This window comes from Leucobacter aridicollis, assembly GCF_013409595.1.
In the GTDB taxonomy this organism is placed as follows: Bacteria; Actinomycetota; Actinomycetes; order Actinomycetales; family Microbacteriaceae; genus Leucobacter; species Leucobacter aridicollis.
The window spans coordinates 2,099,597-2,122,196 of sequence record NZ_JACCBD010000001.1; the positions used below are offsets into that span (position 1 = coordinate 2,099,597).

Consider the following 22,600-nt stretch of genomic DNA (forward strand, 5'->3'; position numbering starts at 1 on the left):
GTTGAGGCGCAGTTCGAACTGAGCCGCTAGGGTGAGAATATGCTCGATGTGTCACGCGATGAGTTTGAGGCGCTGGTCTCAGACGGCCTTGACACGCTTCCCGACGAGATGCTCGATGAGCTCGACAACGTCATCTTTTTGGTCGAGGACAAGCCGGAGGACGGGGCCGATACGCTCGGCGTCTACGAGGGGTTTTCGCTCGCCGAGCGCGAGGCGTACGGCTTCGGCGAGGAGCCGGATCGGATCACCCTCTTCCGGCTCAACCTTCTCGCACACTGTGAGGATCACGACGAGCTCGTCAAGGAGATCCGAGTCACGCTCGTCCACGAGGTCGCCCATTTTCTGGGGCTCACCGAGGAACGCATTCACGAGTTGGGGTGGGGATGATGACTGACCACGCGCCCGGAGCCAGGCAGAGCCCGCTCGACGAGGGCGCGGTCGCGGTCGCCCCGGCGAAGCCGTGGCGGACGGTCGTATGGGACGACCCGGTCAATCTGATGTCCTACGTAAGTTTCGTCTTTCGCTCGTACTTCGGGTTCACGCCCGAGCGCGCCGATGAGCTCATGCTGCGCGTCCACAGCGTCGGCCGGGCAGTCGTTGCGGAGGGATCCAGGGAGGCGATGGAGCTGCACGTCGAGGCGATGCACGGCTACGGCCTGTGGGCGACAGCGGAGCCGGAGGATCAGTCATGAGGCTCCAGCCTGGCGACGGCGGCGTCGCGATCCTGTTCGCGCCCGAGGAGGCAGGCGTGCTCAAGCAGCTCGTCACCCAGCTCGTGATGCTGCTGCAGAGTCACAGCGGGACGCCGCTCGATCCTGATCCGCTGTTCGCGAGCCTCGAGATCGGCGGCTCCGATGAGCGCCCAACGGACCCGGCCCTCGCGCGGCTCTTCCCCAACGCGTTCGCTGACGAGGACGACGCGGCGCAGTTCCGGCAGGTCACCGAGCAGGGACTCATCAACCGGAAGCTGCAGGACGCCCAGCTCGTCATGGGTGATCTCGACGACGGCTCCGGCGAGGAGGGCGGCGGTCTCGACGCCGACCCGTTCGACGACCTCGTGGACGACGTCGACGTCGACAGCGGCAACCCGATCTCGGTGAACATCACGCAGGACTCATTCCTCGCGTGGGCGCGGACGATCACCGCGCTGCGACTCGCGATGGCGGCGCGCATCGGGCTCGAACGCGAGGAGGACTACGACCGCCTCATCGACGAGGATGCGACGCGCGGGACCGTGCTCGTCTACGACTGGCTCGCGGCGCTGCTTGAGGCCGTGCTCGCGCTGTCCGCAGTCCAAAGCGAGGACTAACCCGCCGGTACCCGCCCGAGCGGGCAGTGCGGACCCCCCTACCCCGGGTCCTGCAGCGACCGGTGATCGACGACGTCGCCGCGGCCGCCGAGGAGCCGCGCCGACGTCAGCCCCGCCGCCCCGAACTTGCCGCGCACCTCGTCGACCGCGGAGTCGAGCGCGCGCCACTGCTCGTCGTCGTCCCAGAGCGCCTGGCCCTCGCTGCCAGCCGGGATGAGCTGCTCGGCGCGCACGCCGATGAGCCGGACGGGCCGCGGCGGCCGGCCGCCCGGCGCGAGCGCGGCGAACAGCTCGCGCGCGGTGCGGTAGACGCGCTGCGTGGCGTTAGTGGGTTCCTGCAGCGTCCGCGAGCGGGTCACCGTTTCGAATGTGTCCCACCGCACCTTGATCGCGATCGTGCGGGCCTCGAGTCCGGCGTCGCGCAGGCGTTCGGAGGTGCGCGTCGAGAGCCGGAGCAGCTCGCGCTCCAGCTCCCCGGTGTCGGCGACGTCGACCGCGAACGTCTCTTCGTGCCCGATGCTCTTCTCCACCCGCGTCGTCTCAACATCGCGAGCGTCGCGCCCATTCGCCAGGTCATGGAGACGCTCGGCGCTCGCGTTTCCGACGATCTGCCGGAGCGACGCGAGTGGCTCACGCGCGAGATCGCCGACGGTGTGGATTGCGCGCGTCTTCAGCGCCCGCTCCGTCGCCGCCCCGACTCCCCACATCGCCTTGATCGGCAGCGGCTGCAGGAACTCGAGGGTGCGCGCGGGCGGAATCTCGAGGATGCCCTCGGGCTTCGCGCGCTGCGACGCGAGCTTCGCGACGAACTTCGTGCCGGCAAGCCCAACGGAGAGTGGCAGCCGCGTCTCCTGGAAGACCCGCTCCTTGATCTGCCTGGCGATCTCGATCGGCTGCCCGAACAGCCCGACGGAGCCCGCGACGTCGAGGAAGGCCTCATCGATGCTGAGCGGTTCGACGAGCGGCGTGAACTCCCTGAATATCCCCATGACCGCCCGGGACGCGACACGGTACTTCTCGAACACCGGCGTGACGAACACAATCTGCGGGCAGAGCTGGCGCGCCCGGGCGATGGGCATGGCCGAGCGCACACCGAACTTCCGCGCCTCGTAGCTCGCGCTCGAGACCACGGAGCGGGAGGTGTCGTGGGCCGCCGCGACTGGCAACCCGCGCAGCTCGGGTCGGTCGAGCAGCTCGACGGACACGAAGAACGCGTCCATGTCGACGTGCAAGATCGACGCCGTCTCCCTCAGTGCTGCGCTCACCCCTCAATCACACCACATACGACTGACACGCGCCGCGGCGCGCCGGGTCAGCCGCCGGGCCCGGCGCGCCGAGATAGCCGCCGGGTTCGTCACGCCGAGCACCCCTAGGAGGCGCTCAGTACGAGCCGCGCGAGCGTCTCGTCCACCACGACGTCCGTGATCAGCCCCGCGGCGAGCGCGCCCCGGAGCGAGTCCCGCTTCGTCGCACCGGAGACGACGCAGATGCGCTGCGGCGCCCGGCGCACGATCTCGAACGACGGGCCGCTCGATCGATCGTTGATCGGGATCCCGTCCGCGCTGCCGTCGAGCCTGTAGAAGCGACTCGCGCAGTCGCCAACAACCCCCTCGGAGGCGAGCTGGTTGAGGTCCTCGGCCCCCAGGTACCCGCCAGAGTAGATGTGCGAGCGGGGATCGCCGATGCGCGAGCCGAGTCCGAAGACGAACAGGTTCGCCGCGGCCTGCATGTCGAGCACGCGCGATACCGAGCGCTCGCGCCAGAGGGCCTCGCGCGTCAGCGGGTCGTCGAAGATCGCGGGCACAGGAAGCTGGAAGACCTCGGCCGAGAGCCGCTCTGCGAAGCCCCCGAGCAGCTCCGCGGTGTACTGGACGCCGGTGGAGTAGACGTTGGCCGCGCCGTTCATCTGCACGAGCTGCACGCCGGGCTTCGCGCTCGCGGGGAGGAACCTAGCGACCTCGCTCATCGTCGAGCCCCAGGCGAGCCCGACGATCGAGCGCGGTTTCACACGCGCCGAGATGATGTGGGCCGCGGCCTGCGCGGTGCGCTCGAGCTGTTCCGCTTCCGAGAGCTTGGCCGGCACCGGCACGACGTGCGCGGCGACACCGAACTGGTCAGAGAACCGCTGCTCGACGCGCGAGCGCGCCTCCTGCGGCGAGTGGATCCGGATCTCGACGAGGCCGGCTTCCTTCGCGTACGAGAGGAGCCGGGAGACCGAGGAGCGGGAGACGCCGAGCTCGGTCGCGATCGCGCCCATCGTGTAGTCCTGCCGGTAGTACAGGTGCGCCGCCGCGAGCGCCTCGCGCATTTTCACAGCTTTTCGATTCTCTGGCACGATGAGTCCCCCGTTCACCCACCAGTTTTGCACATATGTGCAGCAGCTTTGCAATTCAGTTCATCACACGAGCATGCTGATGGGACACCCACAGAAAGGTCTCAGCCATGGATGCCAGCCAGGACTCGCTCCGACCGAATGTTGCCCGTCTGCGCGACCGGCCGCACGCGGACGTGCTCATCATTGGCGCCGGCATCAATGGCATCGCCACGTTCCGCGATCTCGCGCTCCAGGGCGTCGACGTCGCACTCGTCGAGCGCGGCGATTTCGTGTCGGGCGCATCCTCGGCCTCGAGCCACATGATCCACGGCGGCATCCGCTACCTCGAGAACGGCGAGTTCCGCCTGGTGCAGGAGTCTGTCACCGAGCGCAACCGGCTGCTCAAGACCGCGCCACACTACGTGCGCCCGCTCGAAACGACGATCCCGATCTTCTCGACGTTCTCCGGGATCCTCTCCGCCCCGTTCCGCCTGCTCGTCACCCACGGCCGCGGGAAGCCGCGCGAGCGCGGCGCCGCCCTCATCAAGATGGGCCTCATGATGTACGACACGTTCTCGCGCGACGGCGGGCAGGTGCCGCGGCACCGCTTCCACGGCAAGAAGAAGTCGCTCGCGGAGCTCCCCGCGATGAACTCGGACATCAAATACACGGCGACGTACTATGACGCGTCGATGCACGATCCCGAGCGGCTCGCGCTCGACGTGCTTCGCGACGGCGAGCTCGCAGGCGGCGACAACGCCCGCGCGGCGAACTACCTCAGCGCAAGCGGCATGGGAGCGTCGGGGGTCACCCTGCGCGATGAGACAACCGGGGAGAGCTTCGAGTTCTCCGCACAGGTCGTCCTCAACACGAGCGGACCGTGGACGGACCTCACGAACGGCGCGCTCGGTGAGCGCACGCAGTTCATGGGCGGCACCAAGGGATCGCACGTCGTCCTCGATCACCCGGAGCTGCTGGCCGCGACCGGAGGCCGGGAGATCTTCTTCGAGCACTCGGACGGCCGTATCGTGCTCATCTACCCGCTCAAGGGCCGCGTGCTCGTCGGGACGACAGACATCGACGCCGACCCGTCGAAGCCCGTGGTCTGCACCGACGACGAGGTCGACTACTTCTTCGATCTCATCGGCCAGGTGTTCCCCACGCTCACCGTCGACCGCTCGCACATCGTCTACTCGTTCTCCGGGATCCGCCCGCTCCCGCATCACGACGACACCGCCCCCGGCTTCGTCTCGCGCGACTACCGGATCGTGCGCTCCGACGCGCTCGGCGTCCCCGTGCTCAGCCTGGTCGGCGGCAAGTGGACGACGTTCCGGGCGCTCGCCGAGCACCTCGCGAACGACACGCTCGCGGTCCTCGGCCGCACGCGCACGGTCAGCACCACGTCGCTCACGATCGGCGGCGGTTCCGGCTTCCCCGCCGACACGAACGCCCGCCTCCGCTGGCTCGCCGAGCAGGCCGACGGTCGCGACGCGCGCCGAGTCGAGACGCTCCTCGAGCGCTACGGCACCCGCGCGACCGAGATCATCGAGGCCACGCCCGAGCAGGATCCGGAGCTTGCCGACCTCGCCGGCTACACCGCGGCCGAGCTCGCACACCTCGCCGAGACCGAGCAGGTCGTGCACCTCGACGACCTGCTGCTGCGCCGCACCTCCATCGCGTTCGTCGGCGGGCTCACCGAGGCCCGTGTCCGCGCAGCCGCCGACGCGGTCGCGACAGCCGTCGGCTGGGACGAGGCCAGAAAGACTACGGAAGTAGAACGGTTCGTCGCGCTCATGCGCGACGCTCACCGGATCGATATCGCAAAGGGGGGAACCTTTACCGCCGGCTGAGCGACAGCCGGACGCGGCGCGCCCCACACGTGGCGTGTCCGCACACGTAGTTGCCGTAGGCGCGCGTCCGTGCGCGCTCTCGCGCTTGGGGGTGCACGCGATCGCGCGCGCTCGCAGACTTCTGAAAGGTCAATGAAGACAAATGAATGAGATTAATCTCGGACTGTATTTCCTCTCCGAGTTCGTCGGCACGGGCTTGCTCGTCCTCCTCGGTTGTGGTGTGGTCGCGAACGTCGCGCTCGCCAAGACCAAGGGCAACGCCGGCGGATTCCTGATGGTGAACTGGGGCTGGGGCCTCGCGGTGTTCATGGGTGTGCTCGTCTCCGCATACTCTGGCGCGATCCTGAACCCTGCCGTTGGCATCGGCCTGCTGCTCGCGGGAACCATCACCGCCCCCATGTTCTTCGTCGCGTTCGCGGCCGAAATGCTCGGCGCGATCGTCGGCGCGATCCTCTGCTGGGTGAGCTACAAGCAGCACTTCGACGATGAGCCCGAGGCAGCAAACAAGCTCGGCGTGTTCTCGACGGGTCCCGCCCTGCGCTCGTACGGTTGGAACTTCGTCACCGAGGTCATCGCAACCTTCGTGCTCGTGTTCGTGATCTTCGCGTTCGCGGACTACGGCGACATTGAGATCGGCGTGCCCGGCGGCCTCGGGCCGCTAGCAGCGCTCCCGGTCGCGCTCGTCGTCGTCGGTATCGGCGCCTCGCTCGGTGGACCCACCGGCTACGCGATCAACCCGGCCCGCGACCTCGGCCCGCGCATCGCCCACGCGATCCTCCCGATCAAGGGGAAGGGTTCGAGCGACTGGGGGTACGCTTGGGTGCCCGTGCTCGGCCCGCTCGCCGGCGGCGCCCTCGCCGCTGTCGCAGCCCCCGCTCTTCTCGGCCTCGCGGCCTAAGCTCACACGCGAAAGGATGACAACATGTCTCAGTACGTAGTCGCTATCGACCAGGGAACCACCTCGACGCGCGCAATCATCTTCGACAAGGCCGGATCGATCATCTCCGTCGGCCAGAAGGAACACGAGCAGATCATGCCGCAGGCCGGCTGGGTCGAGCACGACGCCGCCGAGATCTGGCAGAACACGCAGGAGGTCATCGGCATCGCGCTCGGTCGCGCCGACCTCACCCGCCACGACATCGCATCGATCGGCATCACCAACCAGCGCGAGACCACCGTCGTCTGGAACCGGCACACCGGTGAGCCCGTGTACAACGCCATCGTCTGGCAGGACACCCGCACACAGGACATCGTCGATCGCCTCGCCGCAGACGGCGGGACCGACAGGTTCAAGGACGTCGTGGGGCTGCCCCTCGCGACCTACTTCTCGGGGACGAAGATCGCGTGGATCCTCGAGAACGTCGAGGGCGCTCGTGCGGCCGCGGACGCCGGAGACCTGCTCTTCGGCACGACCGACTGCTGGGTGCTCTGGAACCTGACGGGCGGCCCCGAGGGCGGCGTGCACGCGACCGACGTCACCAACGCGTCGCGCACCCTGTTCATGGATCTCGCAACGCTCGAGTGGCGCGAGGACATCCTCGAGGCGTTCGGCGTGCCGAAGTCGATGATGCCGGCCATCAAGTCCTCCTCGGAGGTCTACGGCGTCGCCGAGGACTCCTCGCTGCTGCGCGAGACCCCGATCTCCGGAATTCTTGGCGATCAGCAGGCGGCGACGTTCGGCCAGGCGGCGTTCGAGGCCGGCGAGTCGAAGAACACCTACGGCACCGGCTGCTTCCTCATCTTCAACACGGGCGAGGACATCGTCCACTCGAAGAACGGCCTGCTCACCACGGTCGGCTACAAGCTCGGCGACGGCCCGACGCACTACGCGCTCGAGGGGTCGATCGCGGTGACAGGGTCGCTCATCCAGTGGCTGCGCGACCAGCTCGGCATCATCGAGGCGGCCCCCGACGTCGAGGAGCTCTCCGCGAGCGTGCCCGACAACGGCGGCGTCTACATCGTGCCGGCCTTCTCGGGGCTGTACGCGCCGTACTGGCGGCCGGACGCGCGCGGAGCGATCGTCGGGCTCACCCGCTACGCGAACAAGGGGCACATCGCCCGCGCCGCGCTCGAGGCGGTCGCGTTCCAGACCCGCGACGTGCTCGACGCGGTGAACGCCGACGCCGGGGTGGACCTCACCGAGCTCAAGGTCGACGGCGGCATGGTCGCGAACAACGCGCTCATGCAGTTCCAGGCTGACGTGCTCGGCGTGCCCGTCGTGCGGCCCGTCGTCGCTGAGACGACCGCGCTCGGCGCGGCCTACGCCGCAGGCCTCGCGGTTGGCTTCTGGAGCGGCCTCGGCGAGCTGTCGGCGAACTGGCAGGAGGATCGCCGCTGGGAGCCCGCCATGGAGCAGGACGAGCAGGATCGCCAGCTGCGGCTGTGGCGCAAGGCCGTCACGAAGTCGATGGACTGGGTCGACGAGGACGTGCGCTAGCGCCGTCCGGTGACGCCCTGTCGGGCCCGCTGCGCGCCGAGAAACGAGTGTTCCGGCGCGAGGCGGGCCCGATTGCATTTTGTATCGCGGTCATCGTCCAGCCGGGGCTAGCTTCCTCCCGGGGCATCAGGCGTCGGGTCTGCTGCCAGTTCAACGCCCGGCGCAATCGGACGAAGGCCCACCGCCCGTGCCGCAGACGCGAGCTTCCTGTCGTAGACAAGCATGCCCGCGGCTTCGGCCCCGAGCCGCAATGCTGCGGCGAGGTGCAGCGCGTCGAGCGAGCGCAGGGCAGATGGATGCAGCCGCGCAGCAGACTCGTAGGTCTGCAAGTCCAACGCGATGAGCTGGCAGGATTGCAGGACGTCCGTTGCGTCTGGTGCACGCCAGGGCGCACGCCGCGCAATCACGCGTCGCAACTCGACGTGGGACAGCCATGAGGTTGCCAACTCTGCGCCTGTCTCCTGCAGCCAGGCGACCAGCGCCTCAGACTCGGGTTCGTCAACGACGAGCTTCGCAAGCGCGGATGCGTCAGCGTAGACAAGCATCAGAGCCGCTCCGCGCGAAGCTCCATGAGAATGTCATCGGTACTCAGTGCAGAGTCACCAGCCAGTTCCTCGCCAGGAGGCGCTGTTCGCTGCCATCCGGCCCGCCTGGCCCACAGTTCCGACATGCTCAGACGAGCGGGTTCGAGGGCACCGGACGCAATGAGGTCGTCGAGGGGCGTCGGCTGGATCGGTACGATTCGCGCGACCGGAACTCCCCGGTCCGTGACCGTCAGCACCGATCCCTTTCGCACGCGGGCAACAACCTCCGACGCATTTTGCTTCAGCGCGCGGATGCCCACCGCTGGGCCGTCGTCTCGGCCCTGAGCATCAGCACGTTCACCCACAATCGCCATGTTCGACAAGGTAGCACATGCCCCTGACTTGCACAGAAGATCTCTGGCGCGGGCCAGGGCCTGACACTCAAGAGCGACGACAACGGGCGGGGTGAGGATCATGCGATCCTCACCCCGCCCGTTCTGTTTTCGCGGTTACGCCTGCGCGCGCTCGAGCACGAGCTCGCGGACGCGGGCGGCGTCAGCCTGGCCCTTCATCGCCTTCATCACCGAGCCGATGATGGCGCCGGCGGCCTGCACCTTGCCGCCACGGATCTTCTCGAGCACGTCGGGCTGCTCGGCAAGGGCAGCGTCGACCGCCTCGATGAGCGCGCCGTCGTCAGACACGATCGCGAGCCCGCGGGCGTCGACGATCTCCTGCGCGGTGCCCTCGCCGTCGATGATGCCGGCAAGCACCTGGCGGGCGAGCTTGTCGTTGAGCGTTCCGGCGTCAACGAGCGCGACGACCGATGCGATCTGCTCCGGCGTGATGAGCTCCGCGGGCACGGCCGAGCGCTCGTTCGCGATGCGCGCGATCTCGCCGGTCCACCACTTGCGGGCGGTCTGCGCGGGCACGCCAGCGGCGACGGTCGCCTCGATGTCGTTCACGAGGCCGCCGTTCACGACGTCACGGAACTCGAGCGGCGAGAAGCCCCACTCGGCGCGCAGCCGGCGGCGGCGCAGCGTCGGGTGCTCGGGCTGCAGGGCGCGCAGCTCCTCGACGAGCTCGCGCGACGGCGTGAGCGGCGCGAGGTCGGGCTCCGGGAAGTACCGGTAGTCGTCGGCGTCGCTCTTCGGGCGGCCCGGCGAGGTCTCCCCCGTGTCCTCGTGCCAGTGACGGGTCTCCTGCGTGATCGCGGTGCCCTCGGAGAGCAGCTGCGCCTGGCGCTGGATCTCGAACCTGACGGCGCGCTCGATCGAGCGCAGCGAATTCACGTTTTTCGTCTCGGTGCGGGTGCCGAGCACGCTCATGCCGGCGTTCTCGTTCCCGCGGGGCCGCAGCGACACGTTCGCGTCGCATCGGATGTTACCGCGCTCCATCCGCGCGTCGGAGATGCCGAGCGACACGACAATGTCGCGGATCGTGGAGACGTATGCCGCCGCGATCTCGGGGGTGTCGGCCTCGCCGCCGAAGATCGGACGGGTCACGATCTCGACGAGCGGCACACCGGCGCGGTTGTAGTCGACGAGCGAGTACTCGGCGCCCTGGATGCGGCCGGTCGAGCCACCGACGTGGTTGAGCTTGCCGGCGTCCTCCTCCATGTGCGCGCGCTCGATCGGGACGTGAATCACACGACCCGACTCGAGCTCGATCTCGACGGAGCCGTCGTGCGCGATCGGATCGTCGTACTGCGAGATCTGGTAGTTCTTGCCCATGTCCGGGTAGAAGTAGTTCTTGCGCGCGAACCCGGAGACCTCGGCGATGTCGCACCCGAGCGCGAGCCCGAGGCGGATCGAGTACTTGACTGCTTCTTCGTTCACGACCGGCAGCGAGCCCGGCAGGCCGAGGCACACCGGCGCGAGGTTCGTGTTCGGCTCCGAGCCGAAGATGTTCGGCGCGGACGAGAACATCTTCGTCTTGGTGTTGAGCTCGACGTGTACTTCGAGACCGATGACCGGTTCGAAGAGTTCGAGCGCCTTGTCGAAGTCCATGAGCTTCGTCTTCGCCATTACGCTGCCGCCTTTCCGGTCTGAGCACCGACAAGGGAGGGGGCCTGCGCCCAGAAGGGCTTGCCGTCGCGTGCGGTGATGAGCCCCTCGATCGCCGAGGCCGCGCGGTACAGGCGGGCGTCCTCGAACGCGGGAGCCATGAGCTGCAGGCCGACGGGCAGCCCGTCTTCGCTCGCGGTGCCGATCGGCAGGCTGAGGCCGGGGATGCCTGCGAGGTTCGCGGGGATCGTCGTGGCGTCGTTCAGGTAGTCCTGCATCGGGTCTTCGTTCACGTGACCGATGTTCCACGCCGTGGTCGGTGCGGTCGGCGACGCGATGACGTCGACCTTGTCGAATGCGGCAGCGAAGTCACGCTGGATGAGGGTGCGAACCTTCTGCGCGCTGCCGTAGTAGGCGTCGTAGTAGCCCGCCGAGAGCGCGTACGTGCCGAGGATGATACGGCGCTTCACCTCGGGGCCGAAGCCGGCCCCGCGGGTCGCGCTCATGACGCCCTCGATCGTGCCGCCGCCTTCGGGCTCGACGCGGAGGCCGAAGCGCACGGAGTCGTACTTTGCCAGGTTCGAGGACGCTTCGGAGGGCAGGATCAGGTAGTACGCGGCGACCGCGTACTCGAAGTGCGGCGCGTCGATCTCGACGACCTCTGCACCCTGGGCGGTGAGCAGGGCGACGGTCTCATCGAAGCGAGCCTTCACGCCGGCCTGCATGCCGGGGAGCGCGAGCTGCTTCACGACGCCAACGCGGAGTCCCTTGAGCGACGCCGGATCGACGCCGTCACGAGCTGCCGCGGCCATCGACGGCCAGGCGTGGTTCAGCGAGGTCGCGTCGTGCCGGTCGTGGCCCGCAACAACGTCGTGCAGCAGCGCCGTGTCGAGCACGGTGCGCGCGCAGGGCCCGACCTGATCGAGCGACGATGCGAGGGCGATTGCGCCGTAACGGCTCACGCCGCCGTAGGTCGGCTTCGCGCCGACCGTGCCGGTGAGGGCGGCCGGCTGACGGATCGAACCGCCGGTGTCGCTGCCGAGCGCGAGCGGCGCCTCGAACGCGCTCACGGCCGCGGCCGAGCCGCCGCCCGAGCCGCCGGGAACGCGGTCGAGCGCCCACGGGTTGAACGTCGGGCCGTAGGCCGAGTTCTCGGTGGCGGAGCCCATGGCGAACTCGTCCATGTTCGTCTTGCCGATGTTGATGAGGCCGGCAGCGCGCGCCTTCGCGACGACCGTCGCGTCGAACGGCGAGCGGTAGCCTTCGAGGATCTTCGAGCCGGAGGTCGAGGGCATGTCGGTCGTGACGAGCACGTCCTTGATCGCGAGGGGCACGCCGGCGAGCTCGCCGAGGTCCTCGCCGGCGGCGCGGCGCTCGTCGACGGCGCGAGCGGCGGCAAGCGACGCCTCGCTGTCAGTCGCGAGGAACGCGTGGATGTCGCCGTCGACGGCGGCGATCCTGTCGAGGTGGGCCTGCGTGGCCTCAACGGCCGAGACTTCGCCTGCGACGAGCTTCGCGGAGAGCTCGGCAGCGGTCAGTGTTGTGAGTTCGCTCATTACTGCTCCTCCCCCAGAATCGACGACACGCGGAACATGCCGTCTGCGGTTGCCGGCGCGTTCGAGAGCGCCTCCTCGCGGGTGAGGACGTCAGAGACCTCGTCAACGCGGGTGACGTTGCTCAGCGGGATCGGATGGCTCGTCGCGGGCACGTCGTCAGTCGCGACCTCGCTCACCTTGGCGATGTTCGCGAGGATCGAGTCGAGCTCAGAAGTGAGCCCCTCGACCTCGGCGTCGGTCAGCGCGATGCGGGCGAGGCCGGCGAGGTGCTTCACGGTGTCGACCGTGATCTCGCTGCCGGGCGCGGCGCTACTGGCCGCAGAAGTTTCAGGCATGCTGCTCCATCATAGATTGGGAGTTGATCTCAACCTGTCCAGTCTAGCGAGCGGCGGCCTGTCCGGCAGCCACCGCGATCGGGGGCGCGCTCCCGCACGCGTGTATCCGTCGGGCCGCGCGGCCGCGGGCGTGGTGGTGAGCGCTACGCGGCGGCGAATTCGCCGTTCACCATGCCGCTGATCGCCATCGTCGCCTGCGGGTCGAACCTCAGCTCGGGCCCGGCCGCGAGATCGAACCTGTCGAGCTTCACCCAGACGACGTTGGGGCTGCTCGTCGACTCGAAGAAGAACCTACTCGCCGTCAGATCGGCAACAGTGCGCCAGCGCGTCGTCGAGACGTTCGGCCGCACCGGGTCGGCCGTGCCGAACGGCGCCGAGGCGTTCCGGATGACGCTGAACACGTATGCCGCTGCCTCGCGCTCGTCATCGGTGTTCGGCAACCGGGCAGAGTAGAAGGCGGCGCGCGCAAAGCGGTCCGGGGAGTCGGTGCCGCCGGGAAGCGGCTCGTCGCCGCCGAGGCCGGCGTACTGGCGCTCAAGTTCGAGCTGCTCGGAATAGGCGGGAGAGTTCGCCATGACCGTGTAGGCGCTGCCGTGGTGGACCGAGGTCTTGCCGTCGATAAACTCGACGATCGCGGAGTCGCCCGTGCGGTCGGCCAGCGCGATGTGGCCGGTGCCAGGCTTGCCACCGATGTCGAGCGGGATGATCTGGACGTTGCTCTCGGTGAGCCACTGCACCGCGGACGCAACATCGGCGAAGCGGTCGAGCAGCGACTGGATCGCGTACGCAAGGGCGAGCGCCGGGCGCGACGTGTCGCGCTCACCGTAGTCGGACTCGGCAAGGTAGAGCCCGCTTACCTGGAGCCCGGCCTCGTTCAGTCCGTCGACCGCGATTTCGCCGTACATGAGGGCCACGACGCTGCCGAATTCCGAGGTCCACTCGAACGAGCCGGGATCACCGGGCGCGCTCTGCCGGGTTGCCCCTCGCGGACGGACGGCGAGAATCGTTCGGGTGTCTTCGAACCAATCCATGCTCCGCCCGACGAGCACGTTGCCGGAGCCGGGAGTACCTGACGAGGACCAGAGGAAACGAGTGCACATAGTCACACCATAGCGGCAGACTCCACTGGAGTGCCATCGATATTCCATAGGCCGGAGCAGCCGCGGCGGTGGCTCGACACGAGGTGCACATCGACGACGCCAATCGCGCTCATCAGCGCGTACATGGTTGTTGGCCCGACGAACCGAAACCCGCGCTTCTTCAGCGCCTTCGCGAGCGCCACGGACTCTGGCGATGTCGCTGGCACCTCGTCGTCACGCTCGGGCGCCGGAGAGCGCTCCGGCATGTGGCTCCAAACGAGCTCGCTGAGGGTCTCCCCCGACTCGTGTAGCGCGAGCATGGCCTGAGCGTTGGCGATCGTCGCTTCGATCTTTGCGCGGTTTCGAATGATGCCCTCGTCGCTGAGCAGGCGCGCAACGTCAGCGTCTGAGTATGCGGCGATCGCCGCGACATCGAAGTCGTCAAAGGCGGCTCTGAAGTTCTCGCGCTTGCGCAGGATTGTCAGCCACGACAGCCCGGACTGGAACGCTTCAAGGGTGAGCCGTTCAAAGACTCCGCGCTCGTCGCGCACGGGCATGCCCCACTCGGTGTCGTAGTACTCGGTGAGCACGGGCGCCTGCAGGGCCCACGCCGCGCGGGTGGGGGTCGCCTCAGTGTCGGTCATGTGTGGTTCCTCTCTGTCCGCGCCGGTCCGGGGTGCACCAAGCGTAACCTCGCTGAGGCGAGGACTTCGGGGCGGGCCCCAATGTGTGGATAACTCACGGGGCCCGAGTCAGCGCTCAAGCCCACCCAATGCGATCTGCAGAACCAATCCCCTTCCAGCGGGGAGGCGGCCTACGGACTGCAGATCACATTGCTACGGGCGGTGGCAGGTGGGTGGAGCCTGGTGCCTGGTGGCAGATGGGTGGTGTCTGGCGGCTGGTGGCAGGTGGGCGGTGGCTGGGGCCTGGCGGCTGGTGCCTGGCGGCCCACTACTCCGCGGTCTCGGGGAGACCAGCGGGCCCCTGCGTCACGAGGATCGCGAAGCCGGCAGCGTCGAGCACGGGGATGCCGAGTTCCTCGGCCTTTGCAAGCTTCGAACCCGCTCCCGGGCCGGCGGCGACGTAGTCGGTCTTCTTCGAGACGCTGGACGCGGCCTTGCCGCCTGCCTGGATGATCGCCTCTTTCGCGCCGTCGCGGGTGAACCCGTCGAGCGAGCCCGTCGCGACGATAGTCAAACCTGACAGCACGCCTTCCGTGGTCTGAGCGGCTCCGGGCCCGGCATGGCCGGGCGTCGCCCACTGCACGCCTGCGGCCGCCCAGCGGTCAACGATGTCAACGTGCCAGTCAACCTCGAACCAGGCGAGCAGGGACTCGGCGATGATCCCGCCGACGCCGTCGACCTCGGCGAGCTCCTCCGCGGAAGCCGCGCGGATCGCGTCGAGCGACCCGAACCACTCGGCGAGCGCGCGGGCCGCGACGGGCCCGACGTGGCGAATGTTCAGCGACACGAGGAGACGCCAGAGCGGCTTCGTCTTGGCGCGCTCGAGCTCCGCTAGGAAGGTCTCCGCGTCCTTCGATGGCAGCGTGCGGTCGAAGTCCTTGCGAATGCCAGCCGCCCGGCGCTCCGCGGGACTCTTGTCTTCCCAGCCCGGCGGGTAGGTGCGCTCGACTTTCTGGAAGGGACGCCTGCGGCGCGGCTCACCCGTTTCGTCCTCGAGCACGGGCTCGCCGGTCTCAGCGTCGCGCACGATCACGACGATCGGCACGAGTTCCTCGAGCGTCAGGTCGAAGAGCCCAGCCTCGGTCTCGAGCGGCGGCTCAGCGGGCACCTCGGGCTGCGTGAGCGCGGCCGCGGTGATCTCGCCGAGCACCTCGATGTCGAGCGCCCCGCGCGATCCAATGTGCTCGACGCGTCCGCGCACCTGCGCGGGGCAGGCTCGCGCGTTCGGGCAACGCAGGTCGATGTCGCCCTCCTTCATCGCGCGCAGCGTCGTTCCGCACTCCGGGCACTCGGCCGGCATCTGCCACTCGACCTCGCTGCCGTCGCGGCGCTCGACGACCGCGCCAAGGATCTCGGGGATCACATCGCCGGCCTTGCGCAGCACGACCGTGTCGCCGATGCGCACGCCCTTCGCTCGCACGACCTCCTGGTTGTGCAGCGTCGCCTGGCTGACTGTCGAGCCGGCGACCTTCACGGGCTCCATGACCGCGTAGGGCGTCGCGCGCCCGGTGCGGCCGACACCAACCCGGATATCAAGCAGCTTCGTGTGCACTTCCTCGGGCGGGTACTTGTAGGCGATCGCCCAGCGGGGCGCCCGGCTCGTCTCCCCCAGCTCAGCGTGCAGCGCGAACTCGTCTATCTTCACGACGATGCCGTCGATCTCGTGGTCGATGTCGTGGCGGTGCACGCCGCGATCCTCGATGAAGTCGGCGACCTCGTCGACGGCCTCGAACACCCGCGAGTGCGGCGACACCGGCAGCCCCCAGCCGGCGAGCAGCGCGTAGGCGTCCGATTGGCTCTCGAAGGACGGGTGTGCCCACGCGCCGATGCCGTGCACGTACAGGGAGAGCCTGCCGAGCCGCTCCCGCATGAGGTCGAGTTCGGCGGCCGTCTTCTTGTCCGCGCGCTGCCTGAGGCTGCCGGCGGCCGTGTTCCGGGCGTTCGCGAATTCGGGGTAGCGGATCGTGATCCGATCCTCAGCGACGCCGCGGGCACGCTGCTCGTCGGCGAACGCCGCCTGCAGCTGGTGCTGGCGCTCGTTGAGCCATTCGAAGTCCTCGCGACGCAGGAACACCTCACCGCGCGCCTCGAAGAACTCCGGGATCCCGTCGCCAGCGAGCGTGCGCGGAATCGCGGGGATGAAGTCGACATTCTCGGTGATGTTCTCGCCGACGCGGCCGTCACCGCGCGTGGTGGCGGTCTCAAGCACGCCATTGCGGTACGCCAGGCTGATCGCGAGGCCGTCGATCTTCAGCTCGGACAGCCAGCGCACGTCACGCCCGGCCGCAGCCCGCGCCTTACCAGCCCACTCGCGGAACTCGTCGAGGGAGAAGACGTTGTCCAGGCTCAGCAGGCGCTCAGCGTGCTCGTGCTCGGGGAACCCCGCCGATACGAGCGCGGCGCCGACCTCCTGCGTCGGGCTGTCTTGGCCGGCGAGCTCAGGGAAGGCGCGCTCGATCGCCTCAAGCCGGCGAAACAGCACATCGTACTCGGCGTCGGAGACGAGGCTCACACCCTCCGAATGGTAGGCAGTGCGGTACCGCTCGATGTCGGCCGTCAGGGCCTCGCTCTCGGCGCGCGCGGCTTCGAAGTCGCTCGGGATCACAGGTGATTCAGTCACGCACTCAGTCTACGATTCACCGGCGACATTCACCGGTGCAATCGCGCTGGCGCGCCCCGGAGCTCCCGCCGCCGCGGACTACGCAGTGGCGTGCTGCCGCGCCGATACGGCGCGATCGACGGTGAACTGGCCGAGCACCCGCGTGCCGCGGTACAACACGGCGGTCTGGCCGGGAGCGACGCCCGAGAGCGGCTCGGTCTGCTCGAGGTTGATGTCGACGACGACCTCGTGCGTCGCGTCCGCTCGGTGGTGCTCGGTCCGCTCGTCTTCCGCGATGGGCACGACGCGTGCCCGCGCAGGCACGGGGTCGGCATGCGCGCGGATCTGCACGTCACAGTCGAACGTCTCGGTGAGATCGAGTCCGGGGTCGCCAGCCCAGGTGAACCGTCCGCCGGCGATGCGAGAGATGTCGAGCATCTCCTTCGGACCGACGACGACCTGGTTGGAGACCGGGCGGATCGACAGCACGTAGCGCGGGTTCCCGTCGGCGGCCGGTGCGCCGAGCTGCAGGCCACGGCGTTGGCCGATCGTGTAGCCGTGCGCGCCGTCGTGTGTGCCGACAACCGTGCCCGACTCGTCGAGGATCTCGCCGGGCTCACGGTTGAGGTGCTCCGAGAGCCAGCCGCGCGTGTCCCCGTCCGGGATGAAGCAGATATCGTGGCTGTCAGGCTTCTGCGCGATCTGGATCCCGCGGTCTGCGGCCTCCTCACGGATGAGCGCCTTCGACGGCGTATCGCCAAGCGGGAAGTAGCACTTCTCGAGCTGCGCTCCGGTGAGCACGCCGAGCACGTACGACTGATCCTTCGCCCAGGCGCTCGCGCGGTGCAGTTCGGGACCATCTGCCCCGGCGATGAGCGTCGCATAGTGGCCGGTCGCGACGGCATCGAACCCGAGCGCAATGGCCTTGTCCAGTAGCGCCGCGAACTTGATCTTCTCGTTGCACCGCATGCACGGATTCGGCGTGCGCCCGGCCGCGTACTCGGCGACGAAATCGTCGACGACGTCGGCCTTGAACCGCTCGCTGAAGTCCCACACGTAGAAGGGGATGTCGAGGAGATTCGCGACGCGGCGCGCGTCCATCGCATCCTCAATCGTGCAGCAGCCGCGCGAACCGGTGCGCAGCGTTCCGGGCATCCTGCTCAGCGCCAAATGCACACCAACGACCTCGTGCCCGGCGTCAACCGCGCGCGCAGCGGCGACGGCGGAGTCGACCCCACCACTCATAGCTGCCAAAATCTTCACCAGAGCAGCTTAATCGTTTCTCGCCCGGCTCGCAGGTCGGCTGGAGGAACCCTTCAGCGCAAGCTCAGCTGAGGCCGGCCGCGCGGGCACGTTCGAGCACTCCCGGCAGCGCCGCGAGCAGCGCGTCGATCTCGCGCTCGGTGCTCGCGCCGCCGAGCGTGAAGCGGAGCGCGCCGGCGGCCTCCGCCTCGGGCAATCCGATCGCGAGGAGCACGTGCGAGGTCTCTGCGACGCCCGCGCGACATGCCGAGCCGACGGACACCGATACCCCAGCGGCGTCGAGCAGGAAGACGAGCGAGTCACCCTGGCAGCCGGGGAACGTGAAGTGCGCGTTGCCTGGGAGCCGCTCGTCGGGGCCGGTCGCACCGCGATAGATCGCCGTCGGGTCGGCCGCGCGAATGCCGGCGACGAGCCGGTCGCGGAGCCCGGCAAGCCGAGCGAGGTGATCAGGATCCGGTGCGCTCCCACCCGCGATCAACACCTCATCGAGCGCCGCAGCAAACCCAACCGCCCCCGCGACGTCCTGCGTGCCCGAGCGCCCGCGCTGCTGCGAGCCCCCGTGGAACAGCGGCTCGAGCTTCGCCCGCCTGCCGACGACGAGGGCGCCGACGCCGACGGGGCCGCCGATCTTGTGCGCCGACACGCTGAGGAAGTCGGCGCCGACCGCGGCGAAGTCGAGTTCAACCTGGCCGAGCGCTGCCACCGCGTCGACGTGGACCGGGACCCCGGCCGCGTTCGCCACCGCGCACAGCGCCGCGACGTCCTGCACCGTTCCGATCTCGTTGTTCGCCCAGAGGAACGACACGAGGGCCACGCGCTCGGCGCCGACCTCCGTGAGCGCGCCGCGCAGCGTCTCGGGCGCGAGCCTGCCCTCGGCGTCCAACGGCAGCCAGCGCACGTCTGCGTGCTGGGTGTCGCGCAGCCACTCGGCGGCCTCGATCGTCGCGTGATGCTCGCCATCAGCGATGAGGATCACGGGCCGCGCTCCCCCGCCGTAGCGGGCCCAGAAGGCACCCTTCAGCGCGAGGTTGATCGATTCGGTGCCCCCGCCGGTCAGCACAAGCTCGGCCGTGTCGCAGCCGACCGCCGCGGCGATGCGTTCGCGCGCGCCCTCGAGCACCTCGAGCGCACGCTGACCGTGCCCGTGCGTGGACGCCGGGTTGCCGACCTCCCGCAGCGCGCGGGTGTAGGCGTCCAGCACCCCGGCGCTCATCGGCGACGTCGCGGCGTGGTCGAGGTAAGCCTGACCTGTCACCGCACGGCCTAGTACAGAAGGTTGGCGAGCCTACCCCGCGCCGCGATGACGCGCGGGTCGGCAACGCCAACAACCTCGAACAGCTCAAGCAGCCGGCCGCGGATGAGCGCGCGCGCGTCCTCGTCCGCCGCCGCGAAGAGGTCGAGCAGCCTCAGGAATGCGTCCTCGATGTGGCCGCCTGACAGGTCGAGGTCGGCGACGCGCATCTGCGCCTCAAGGTCGGCAGGCTTCGCAGCTGCCTCGGCCCGAATATCTTCGAGGGTGTGCCCCTGCAGTCGCTGCAGCAGCTTGGACTGCGCGAGCGCAGCCTTCGCGTCGGAATCAGCCGGCGACTTCTGCAGCACGGCTTCCCACTCGCGCACGGCCGTGTCGAAGTCGCCGCGCTCGGCAGCCTCGAACGCCGCGAGGTGCGCCTCGGGAACCTGCGGCTCCGCGGGGGCCTCGGGCTGCGCCGCACCGCCGTCGGGCGCATTCACGCGGCCGGCGACACCGTTCTCCTCGGCGAGCTGGATCAGCCGCACGAAGAACTCGCGCACCTCCTGCTCGGGCACCGGGCCCTGGAACAGCGGCACGGGCCGCTCACCGATCATGGCGACGACGGTCGGGATCGACTGCGCCTGGAACGCCTGTGCGAGCCCCGGATTCGCATCGACGTCGACGCGCGCAAGCAGCACGCGGCCGTCGAGCTCGCGGGTGACCTTTTCAAGGATCGGGCTCAGCGCCTTGCTCGGCTCGCTCCAGTCAGCCCACAGGTCGAAGACGATCGGCACAACCGCCGACAGCGGTGCGATCTGCCCGAACGCGGCGTCAGTCACGTCGAGGACGAGCGCTGGCACGTCGACAGTCTGCGGCCCACCGGGCTGCGCCGGCGCGCCCGGACCTTGCGCCTGCGCACCAGCCGGGGCGGCGCCGCGCTGGGCGAGGTGGCTGAGGTCGACTCCCCCGCTGGGGATCCGCTGCGGCATTTCGGTGGCCATGAGTTACTTCCCTGCTCCTACCAGCTCGCTCGTCACACCGAGGAGCTGAATCTGTGATCCGTCTTCCTTGCTCGGGACAAAGAAGAGCAACTGGTGTGCGACACGGCGCACGATCTTGTCCTGCTGCCCCTTCAGCCCGGAGAGCGCACTTACGGCGCCCTCGGCCTGCGGCTTGTAGCGGCCGCCGTCAGAATCGACGACCTGCGACTCGATGACTGTCGTCGCGATCAGCGCGCCGCCGGCACCAGTCGAGAAGCTCACGATGGGCTCCTCCCCCTGTGCGACGCTCACCGAGTACTTCTGCGTCTTGTCCTCAGCGTCGGACTTCGCCTTCGACTCGTCGACCCAGGCCTTGCCGTAGTGGTCGAGGAGGGGGTCGTCGGTGAGGTCGAACGGAGCAGCCGCTTCGACGTCGGCGCCGCCCTGCAGGATCGCCGCGTACGCGGTCCCCACGTCAGCCGGCTTGAGCACGAGGCTCTCGATGTCGTCGGACAGCAACGCCGTGCCCTCCTCCGCGGGAGCGGCCTTCGGCATGTCGAGGCCGCCGCGAAGCGAGATCACGCGCGAGACGCGGAAGTCCGCCTGCGGGATGCGCTGCGTGAGGATCAGCGCGAGCGACGGCGCATCAGTGACGTTGCCGTCGGCGTCGGTGCCCGCCTCGGAAGCGACCGTGACGAACATCGTGCGCGGCCACACCTCGGTGCTCTGGACGAGCCGGTAGCCGAGCATCTCGTTGGTGATCTTCGCAGGGACCGATCCGTAGTCGCTGACCTCGCTGCGGATCTTGTAGTTGGCGGTGCGCTGCGCGAGCGCGTCGCCCTTGAACCGTTCTGCGATGTCGTCAGGGTTCAGGCTCGCATCGCCCTTCTCGGCCGCGCTCGCAACCCTGTCGATGATCTTCTGCGTCTGAGCTTCCGATACGGGAACCGGCGCGAGACCGTTCTGCTCCGGGGTGTCGCTCTCGGCGGTCGCCTCGGGGGTCGGCTCGAAGTCCGGCCAGTAGTTAGCCGAGCATCCCGACACCGCGAGCGCCGCAGTCAGTCCAAGCCCGGCGAGCAGCGCCCGGGTTGAGGCGTGACGTCGTGTCTTATTCCGCATCGGTGTCCCCCTTCTTCGCAGCGTCGTCTTCCCCGACGCGGTCAGCGTCCGTCGCCGGTGCCGATTCGTCCTCGGCCTCGGTCGCGTCGGCGTCGGTGGCGTCGGTGTCGGTCGCGTCGGCGTCGGCGTCAACAGCATCGACGTCAACAGCTTCGACAGCAACAGCTTCGGCGTCGACCGCCTCAGCGTCAGGCACGTCTGCGTCGACAACCTCGGCGTCCAACACCTCAGCCACGACCTCGTCGGAGGCGTCCTCGGCGTCGGCCACATCGTCCGGCGCGGGATCCTGATCCTGATCCTGATCCTCCGCGACCACCTCGGCGGTCACGACCTCCTCGGCATCGGGGCTCTCGGCGTCAGCTCCGCCCGCAGCGACGGCGCCGGCCGCGGCTCCCGCGGCAAGCTCGGGCGCGTTGTCGTTGCTTCCGCGACGCGGCGCGGCCTCAACCTCGCCCTTGCCGCGCTTGCCCGAGCCCGTGAAGACATTCCGCACGCCAAGCAGCGGGCCCGAACGTCCGCGGCGGGGGCCGAGGGCGCGCTTGTCGCGATCGAACGCGATGAGGTAGAGCACCGCGCCGATCACGGCGAACAGGCCGCCGGCGGCGAGCAGAGGCCCGGCCCACGGCGTCGCGCGATCCTGCACCCAGACGAGAGCGGTCCCCTTCGGGATCGGCTCCGCGCCCGAGCCTGAGATGATGATCGACTGCTCGCCGCCTGGCTCCACCGCCATGCGCGAGACGCCCTCTTCGCCCGACCGCTCCTGCAGCCAGAGATCGCTGCCGCGCGGATCGATCGGGACCGCGTTGCCCTCGTCGTCCACGGCGAGCGCGTCACCGGTGGGGGCCTTGCCCGCGACCGGGCTGCTCACGATCGCCTTCGTTGCGGGATCGACGGTGAGCTCGACATGATCGAACGGCTCAAGCCATGCATCCGCGTCGCGTGTGTTCGCGAGCGCAGAGAATGCAGCGTTGCCACGCATGACGACGTTCGCCTGGCCCTCGACCTTCGTCAGCTCGGAGACATCGAGCACCGCATACGGCGCGTCGGTCTCGGCGGCGATCGGGTAGACGATCTCGGAAGGGCCCGCAAGGAACGTACGCTGGCCTATTCCGAGCAGCAACAACACCCCCGAAATGGCCAGCGCCACGATGGCTAGGACGTATCTCACCGAGTTCCTCCACAGGTCTGTTCGGTTGCCGCGCAAGTTCGCGGCATGTATCAACCGTATAACGGTACCCGAGCTTCCGGGGTGAGCGCTGGGCAGGTCGCAAATAATGCGCCACACGTGTGAGCGACTATCATTGGAGATATCCGCTTA

General features: G+C 68.8%; 21 protein-coding genes. 6 read left to right on the top strand and 15 right to left on the bottom strand.

Going from position 1 to position 22,600, the window contains the following annotated elements; all coding sequences use genetic code 11:
• Positions 1 to 39 precede the first annotated feature (39 nt).
• The 3 genes from BJ960_RS09765 to BJ960_RS09775 are packed head-to-tail and all read left to right on the top strand — an operon-like array spanning position 40 to position 1,309.
• On the top strand, positions 40 to 387 hold the full coding sequence (locus BJ960_RS09765; RefSeq protein WP_121072637.1) for a metallopeptidase family protein: 348 nt from the start codon (positions 40 to 42) through the stop codon (positions 385 to 387).
• Positions 387 to 692 (top strand): ATP-dependent Clp protease adapter ClpS, encoded by a 306-nt coding sequence (gene clpS / locus BJ960_RS09770; RefSeq protein ID WP_237463467.1) that lies wholly within the window; start codon positions 387 to 389, stop codon positions 690 to 692. The genes BJ960_RS09765 and clpS overlap by 1 nt, the downstream gene beginning before the upstream one ends.
• Entirely contained in the window at positions 689 to 1,309 is a 621-nt protein-coding gene (locus BJ960_RS09775; protein WP_185987155.1) for a DUF2017 family protein, read from the top strand. Before clpS ends, BJ960_RS09775 begins: the two co-directional genes overlap by 4 nt.
• Before the next feature lie 38 nt (positions 1,310 to 1,347).
• On the opposite strand, the gene dinB is transcribed toward BJ960_RS09775, so the two are convergent.
• Both dinB and BJ960_RS09785 read right to left on the bottom strand, forming a co-directional pair.
• Positions 1,348 to 2,574: a DNA polymerase IV gene (gene dinB / locus BJ960_RS09780; protein WP_185987156.1), complete on the bottom strand. Its 1,227-nt coding sequence runs from the start codon at positions 2,572 to 2,574 to the stop codon at positions 1,348 to 1,350.
• A 104-nt stretch (positions 2,575 to 2,678) separates the two neighbouring features.
• On the bottom strand, positions 2,679 to 3,617 hold the full coding sequence (locus tag BJ960_RS09785) for a sugar-binding transcriptional regulator (RefSeq protein WP_185987157.1): 939 nt from the start codon (positions 3,615 to 3,617) through the stop codon (positions 2,679 to 2,681).
• A gap of 134 nt (positions 3,618 to 3,751) precedes the next feature.
• On the opposite strand from BJ960_RS09785, the gene BJ960_RS09790 reads away from it, so the two are divergent.
• From BJ960_RS09790 to glpK, 3 genes are all read left to right on the top strand, one after another.
• Positions 3,752 to 5,473, top strand: coding sequence for a glycerol-3-phosphate dehydrogenase/oxidase (locus BJ960_RS09790; protein WP_185987158.1), 1,722 nt, complete (start codon positions 3,752 to 3,754; stop codon positions 5,471 to 5,473).
• Positions 5,474 to 5,615: 142 nt separating this feature from the next.
• A complete protein-coding gene (locus tag BJ960_RS09795; protein ID WP_121072647.1) occupies positions 5,616 to 6,371 on the top strand; it encodes an MIP/aquaporin family protein in 756 nt (251 codons plus the stop codon).
• Positions 6,372 to 6,395: 24 nt separating this feature from the next.
• A complete protein-coding gene (gene glpK / locus BJ960_RS09800) occupies positions 6,396 to 7,910 on the top strand; it encodes a glycerol kinase GlpK (protein ID WP_121072649.1) in 1,515 nt (504 codons plus the stop codon).
• Between the two features lie 107 nt (positions 7,911 to 8,017).
• Here the strand turns inward: glpK and BJ960_RS09805 are convergent, their stop codons facing one another.
• The 13 genes from BJ960_RS09805 to BJ960_RS09865 all read right to left on the bottom strand — a co-directional run bounded on the left by BJ960_RS09805 (position 8,018) and on the right by BJ960_RS09865 (position 22,450).
• On the bottom strand, positions 8,018 to 8,455 hold the full coding sequence (locus BJ960_RS09805; protein WP_185987159.1) for a type II toxin-antitoxin system VapC family toxin: 438 nt from the start codon (positions 8,453 to 8,455) through the stop codon (positions 8,018 to 8,020).
• A complete protein-coding gene (locus BJ960_RS09810) occupies positions 8,455 to 8,808 on the bottom strand; it encodes a type II toxin-antitoxin system Phd/YefM family antitoxin (RefSeq protein WP_185987160.1) in 354 nt (117 codons plus the stop codon). The genes BJ960_RS09805 and BJ960_RS09810 overlap by 1 nt, the downstream gene beginning before the upstream one ends.
• A 135-nt stretch (positions 8,809 to 8,943) precedes the next feature.
• Positions 8,944 to 10,458 carry an Asp-tRNA(Asn)/Glu-tRNA(Gln) amidotransferase subunit GatB gene (gene gatB / locus BJ960_RS09815; protein ID WP_185987161.1) on the bottom strand — a complete coding sequence of 505 codons (1,515 nt, stop codon included), beginning with the start codon at positions 10,456 to 10,458 and terminating at the stop codon, positions 8,944 to 8,946.
• On the bottom strand, positions 10,458 to 11,993 hold the full coding sequence (gatA, locus tag BJ960_RS09820; RefSeq protein WP_185987162.1) for an Asp-tRNA(Asn)/Glu-tRNA(Gln) amidotransferase subunit GatA: 1,536 nt from the start codon (positions 11,991 to 11,993) through the stop codon (positions 10,458 to 10,460). Before gatA ends, gatB begins: the two co-directional genes overlap by 1 nt.
• Positions 11,993 to 12,328 (bottom strand): Asp-tRNA(Asn)/Glu-tRNA(Gln) amidotransferase subunit GatC, encoded by a 336-nt coding sequence (gene gatC / locus BJ960_RS09825; protein WP_121072659.1) that lies wholly within the window; start codon positions 12,326 to 12,328, stop codon positions 11,993 to 11,995. The genes gatA and gatC overlap by 1 nt, the downstream gene beginning before the upstream one ends.
• Before the next feature lie 143 nt (positions 12,329 to 12,471).
• The gene (locus BJ960_RS09830; RefSeq protein WP_185987163.1) at positions 12,472 to 13,428 is read right to left on the bottom strand and encodes a linear amide C-N hydrolase; all 957 of its coding nucleotides are present in this window, start codon (positions 13,426 to 13,428) and stop codon (positions 12,472 to 12,474) included.
• A gap of 2 nt (positions 13,429 to 13,430) precedes the next feature.
• On the bottom strand, positions 13,431 to 14,051 hold the full coding sequence (locus BJ960_RS09835) for a DNA-3-methyladenine glycosylase I (protein ID WP_185987164.1): 621 nt from the start codon (positions 14,049 to 14,051) through the stop codon (positions 13,431 to 13,433).
• Between the two features lie 307 nt (positions 14,052 to 14,358).
• On the bottom strand, positions 14,359 to 16,710 hold the full coding sequence (gene ligA / locus BJ960_RS09840) for an NAD-dependent DNA ligase LigA (RefSeq protein ID WP_185987165.1): 2,352 nt from the start codon (positions 16,708 to 16,710) through the stop codon (positions 14,359 to 14,361).
• 78 nt (positions 16,711 to 16,788) lie between these two features.
• A complete protein-coding gene (mnmA, locus tag BJ960_RS09845) occupies positions 16,789 to 17,952 on the bottom strand; it encodes a tRNA 2-thiouridine(34) synthase MnmA (protein ID WP_185987166.1) in 1,164 nt (387 codons plus the stop codon).
• Positions 17,953 to 18,016: 64 nt separating this feature from the next.
• Positions 18,017 to 19,207 (bottom strand): cysteine desulfurase family protein, encoded by a 1,191-nt coding sequence (locus BJ960_RS09850; protein WP_185987167.1) that lies wholly within the window; start codon positions 19,205 to 19,207, stop codon positions 18,017 to 18,019.
• Positions 19,208 to 19,215: 8 nt separating this feature from the next.
• Positions 19,216 to 20,184: a tetratricopeptide repeat protein gene (locus BJ960_RS09855; RefSeq protein ID WP_185987168.1), complete on the bottom strand. Its 969-nt coding sequence runs from the start codon at positions 20,182 to 20,184 to the stop codon at positions 19,216 to 19,218.
• A gap of 3 nt (positions 20,185 to 20,187) precedes the next feature.
• A complete protein-coding gene (locus BJ960_RS09860; RefSeq protein WP_121072673.1) occupies positions 20,188 to 21,282 on the bottom strand; it encodes a DUF8094 domain-containing protein in 1,095 nt (364 codons plus the stop codon).
• Positions 21,272 to 22,450, bottom strand: a complete 1,179-nt coding sequence (locus tag BJ960_RS09865; protein WP_185987169.1) for a hypothetical protein — start codon at positions 22,448 to 22,450, stop codon at positions 21,272 to 21,274. The genes BJ960_RS09860 and BJ960_RS09865 overlap by 11 nt, the downstream gene beginning before the upstream one ends.
• Between the last annotated feature and the right edge of the window lie 150 nt (positions 22,451 to 22,600).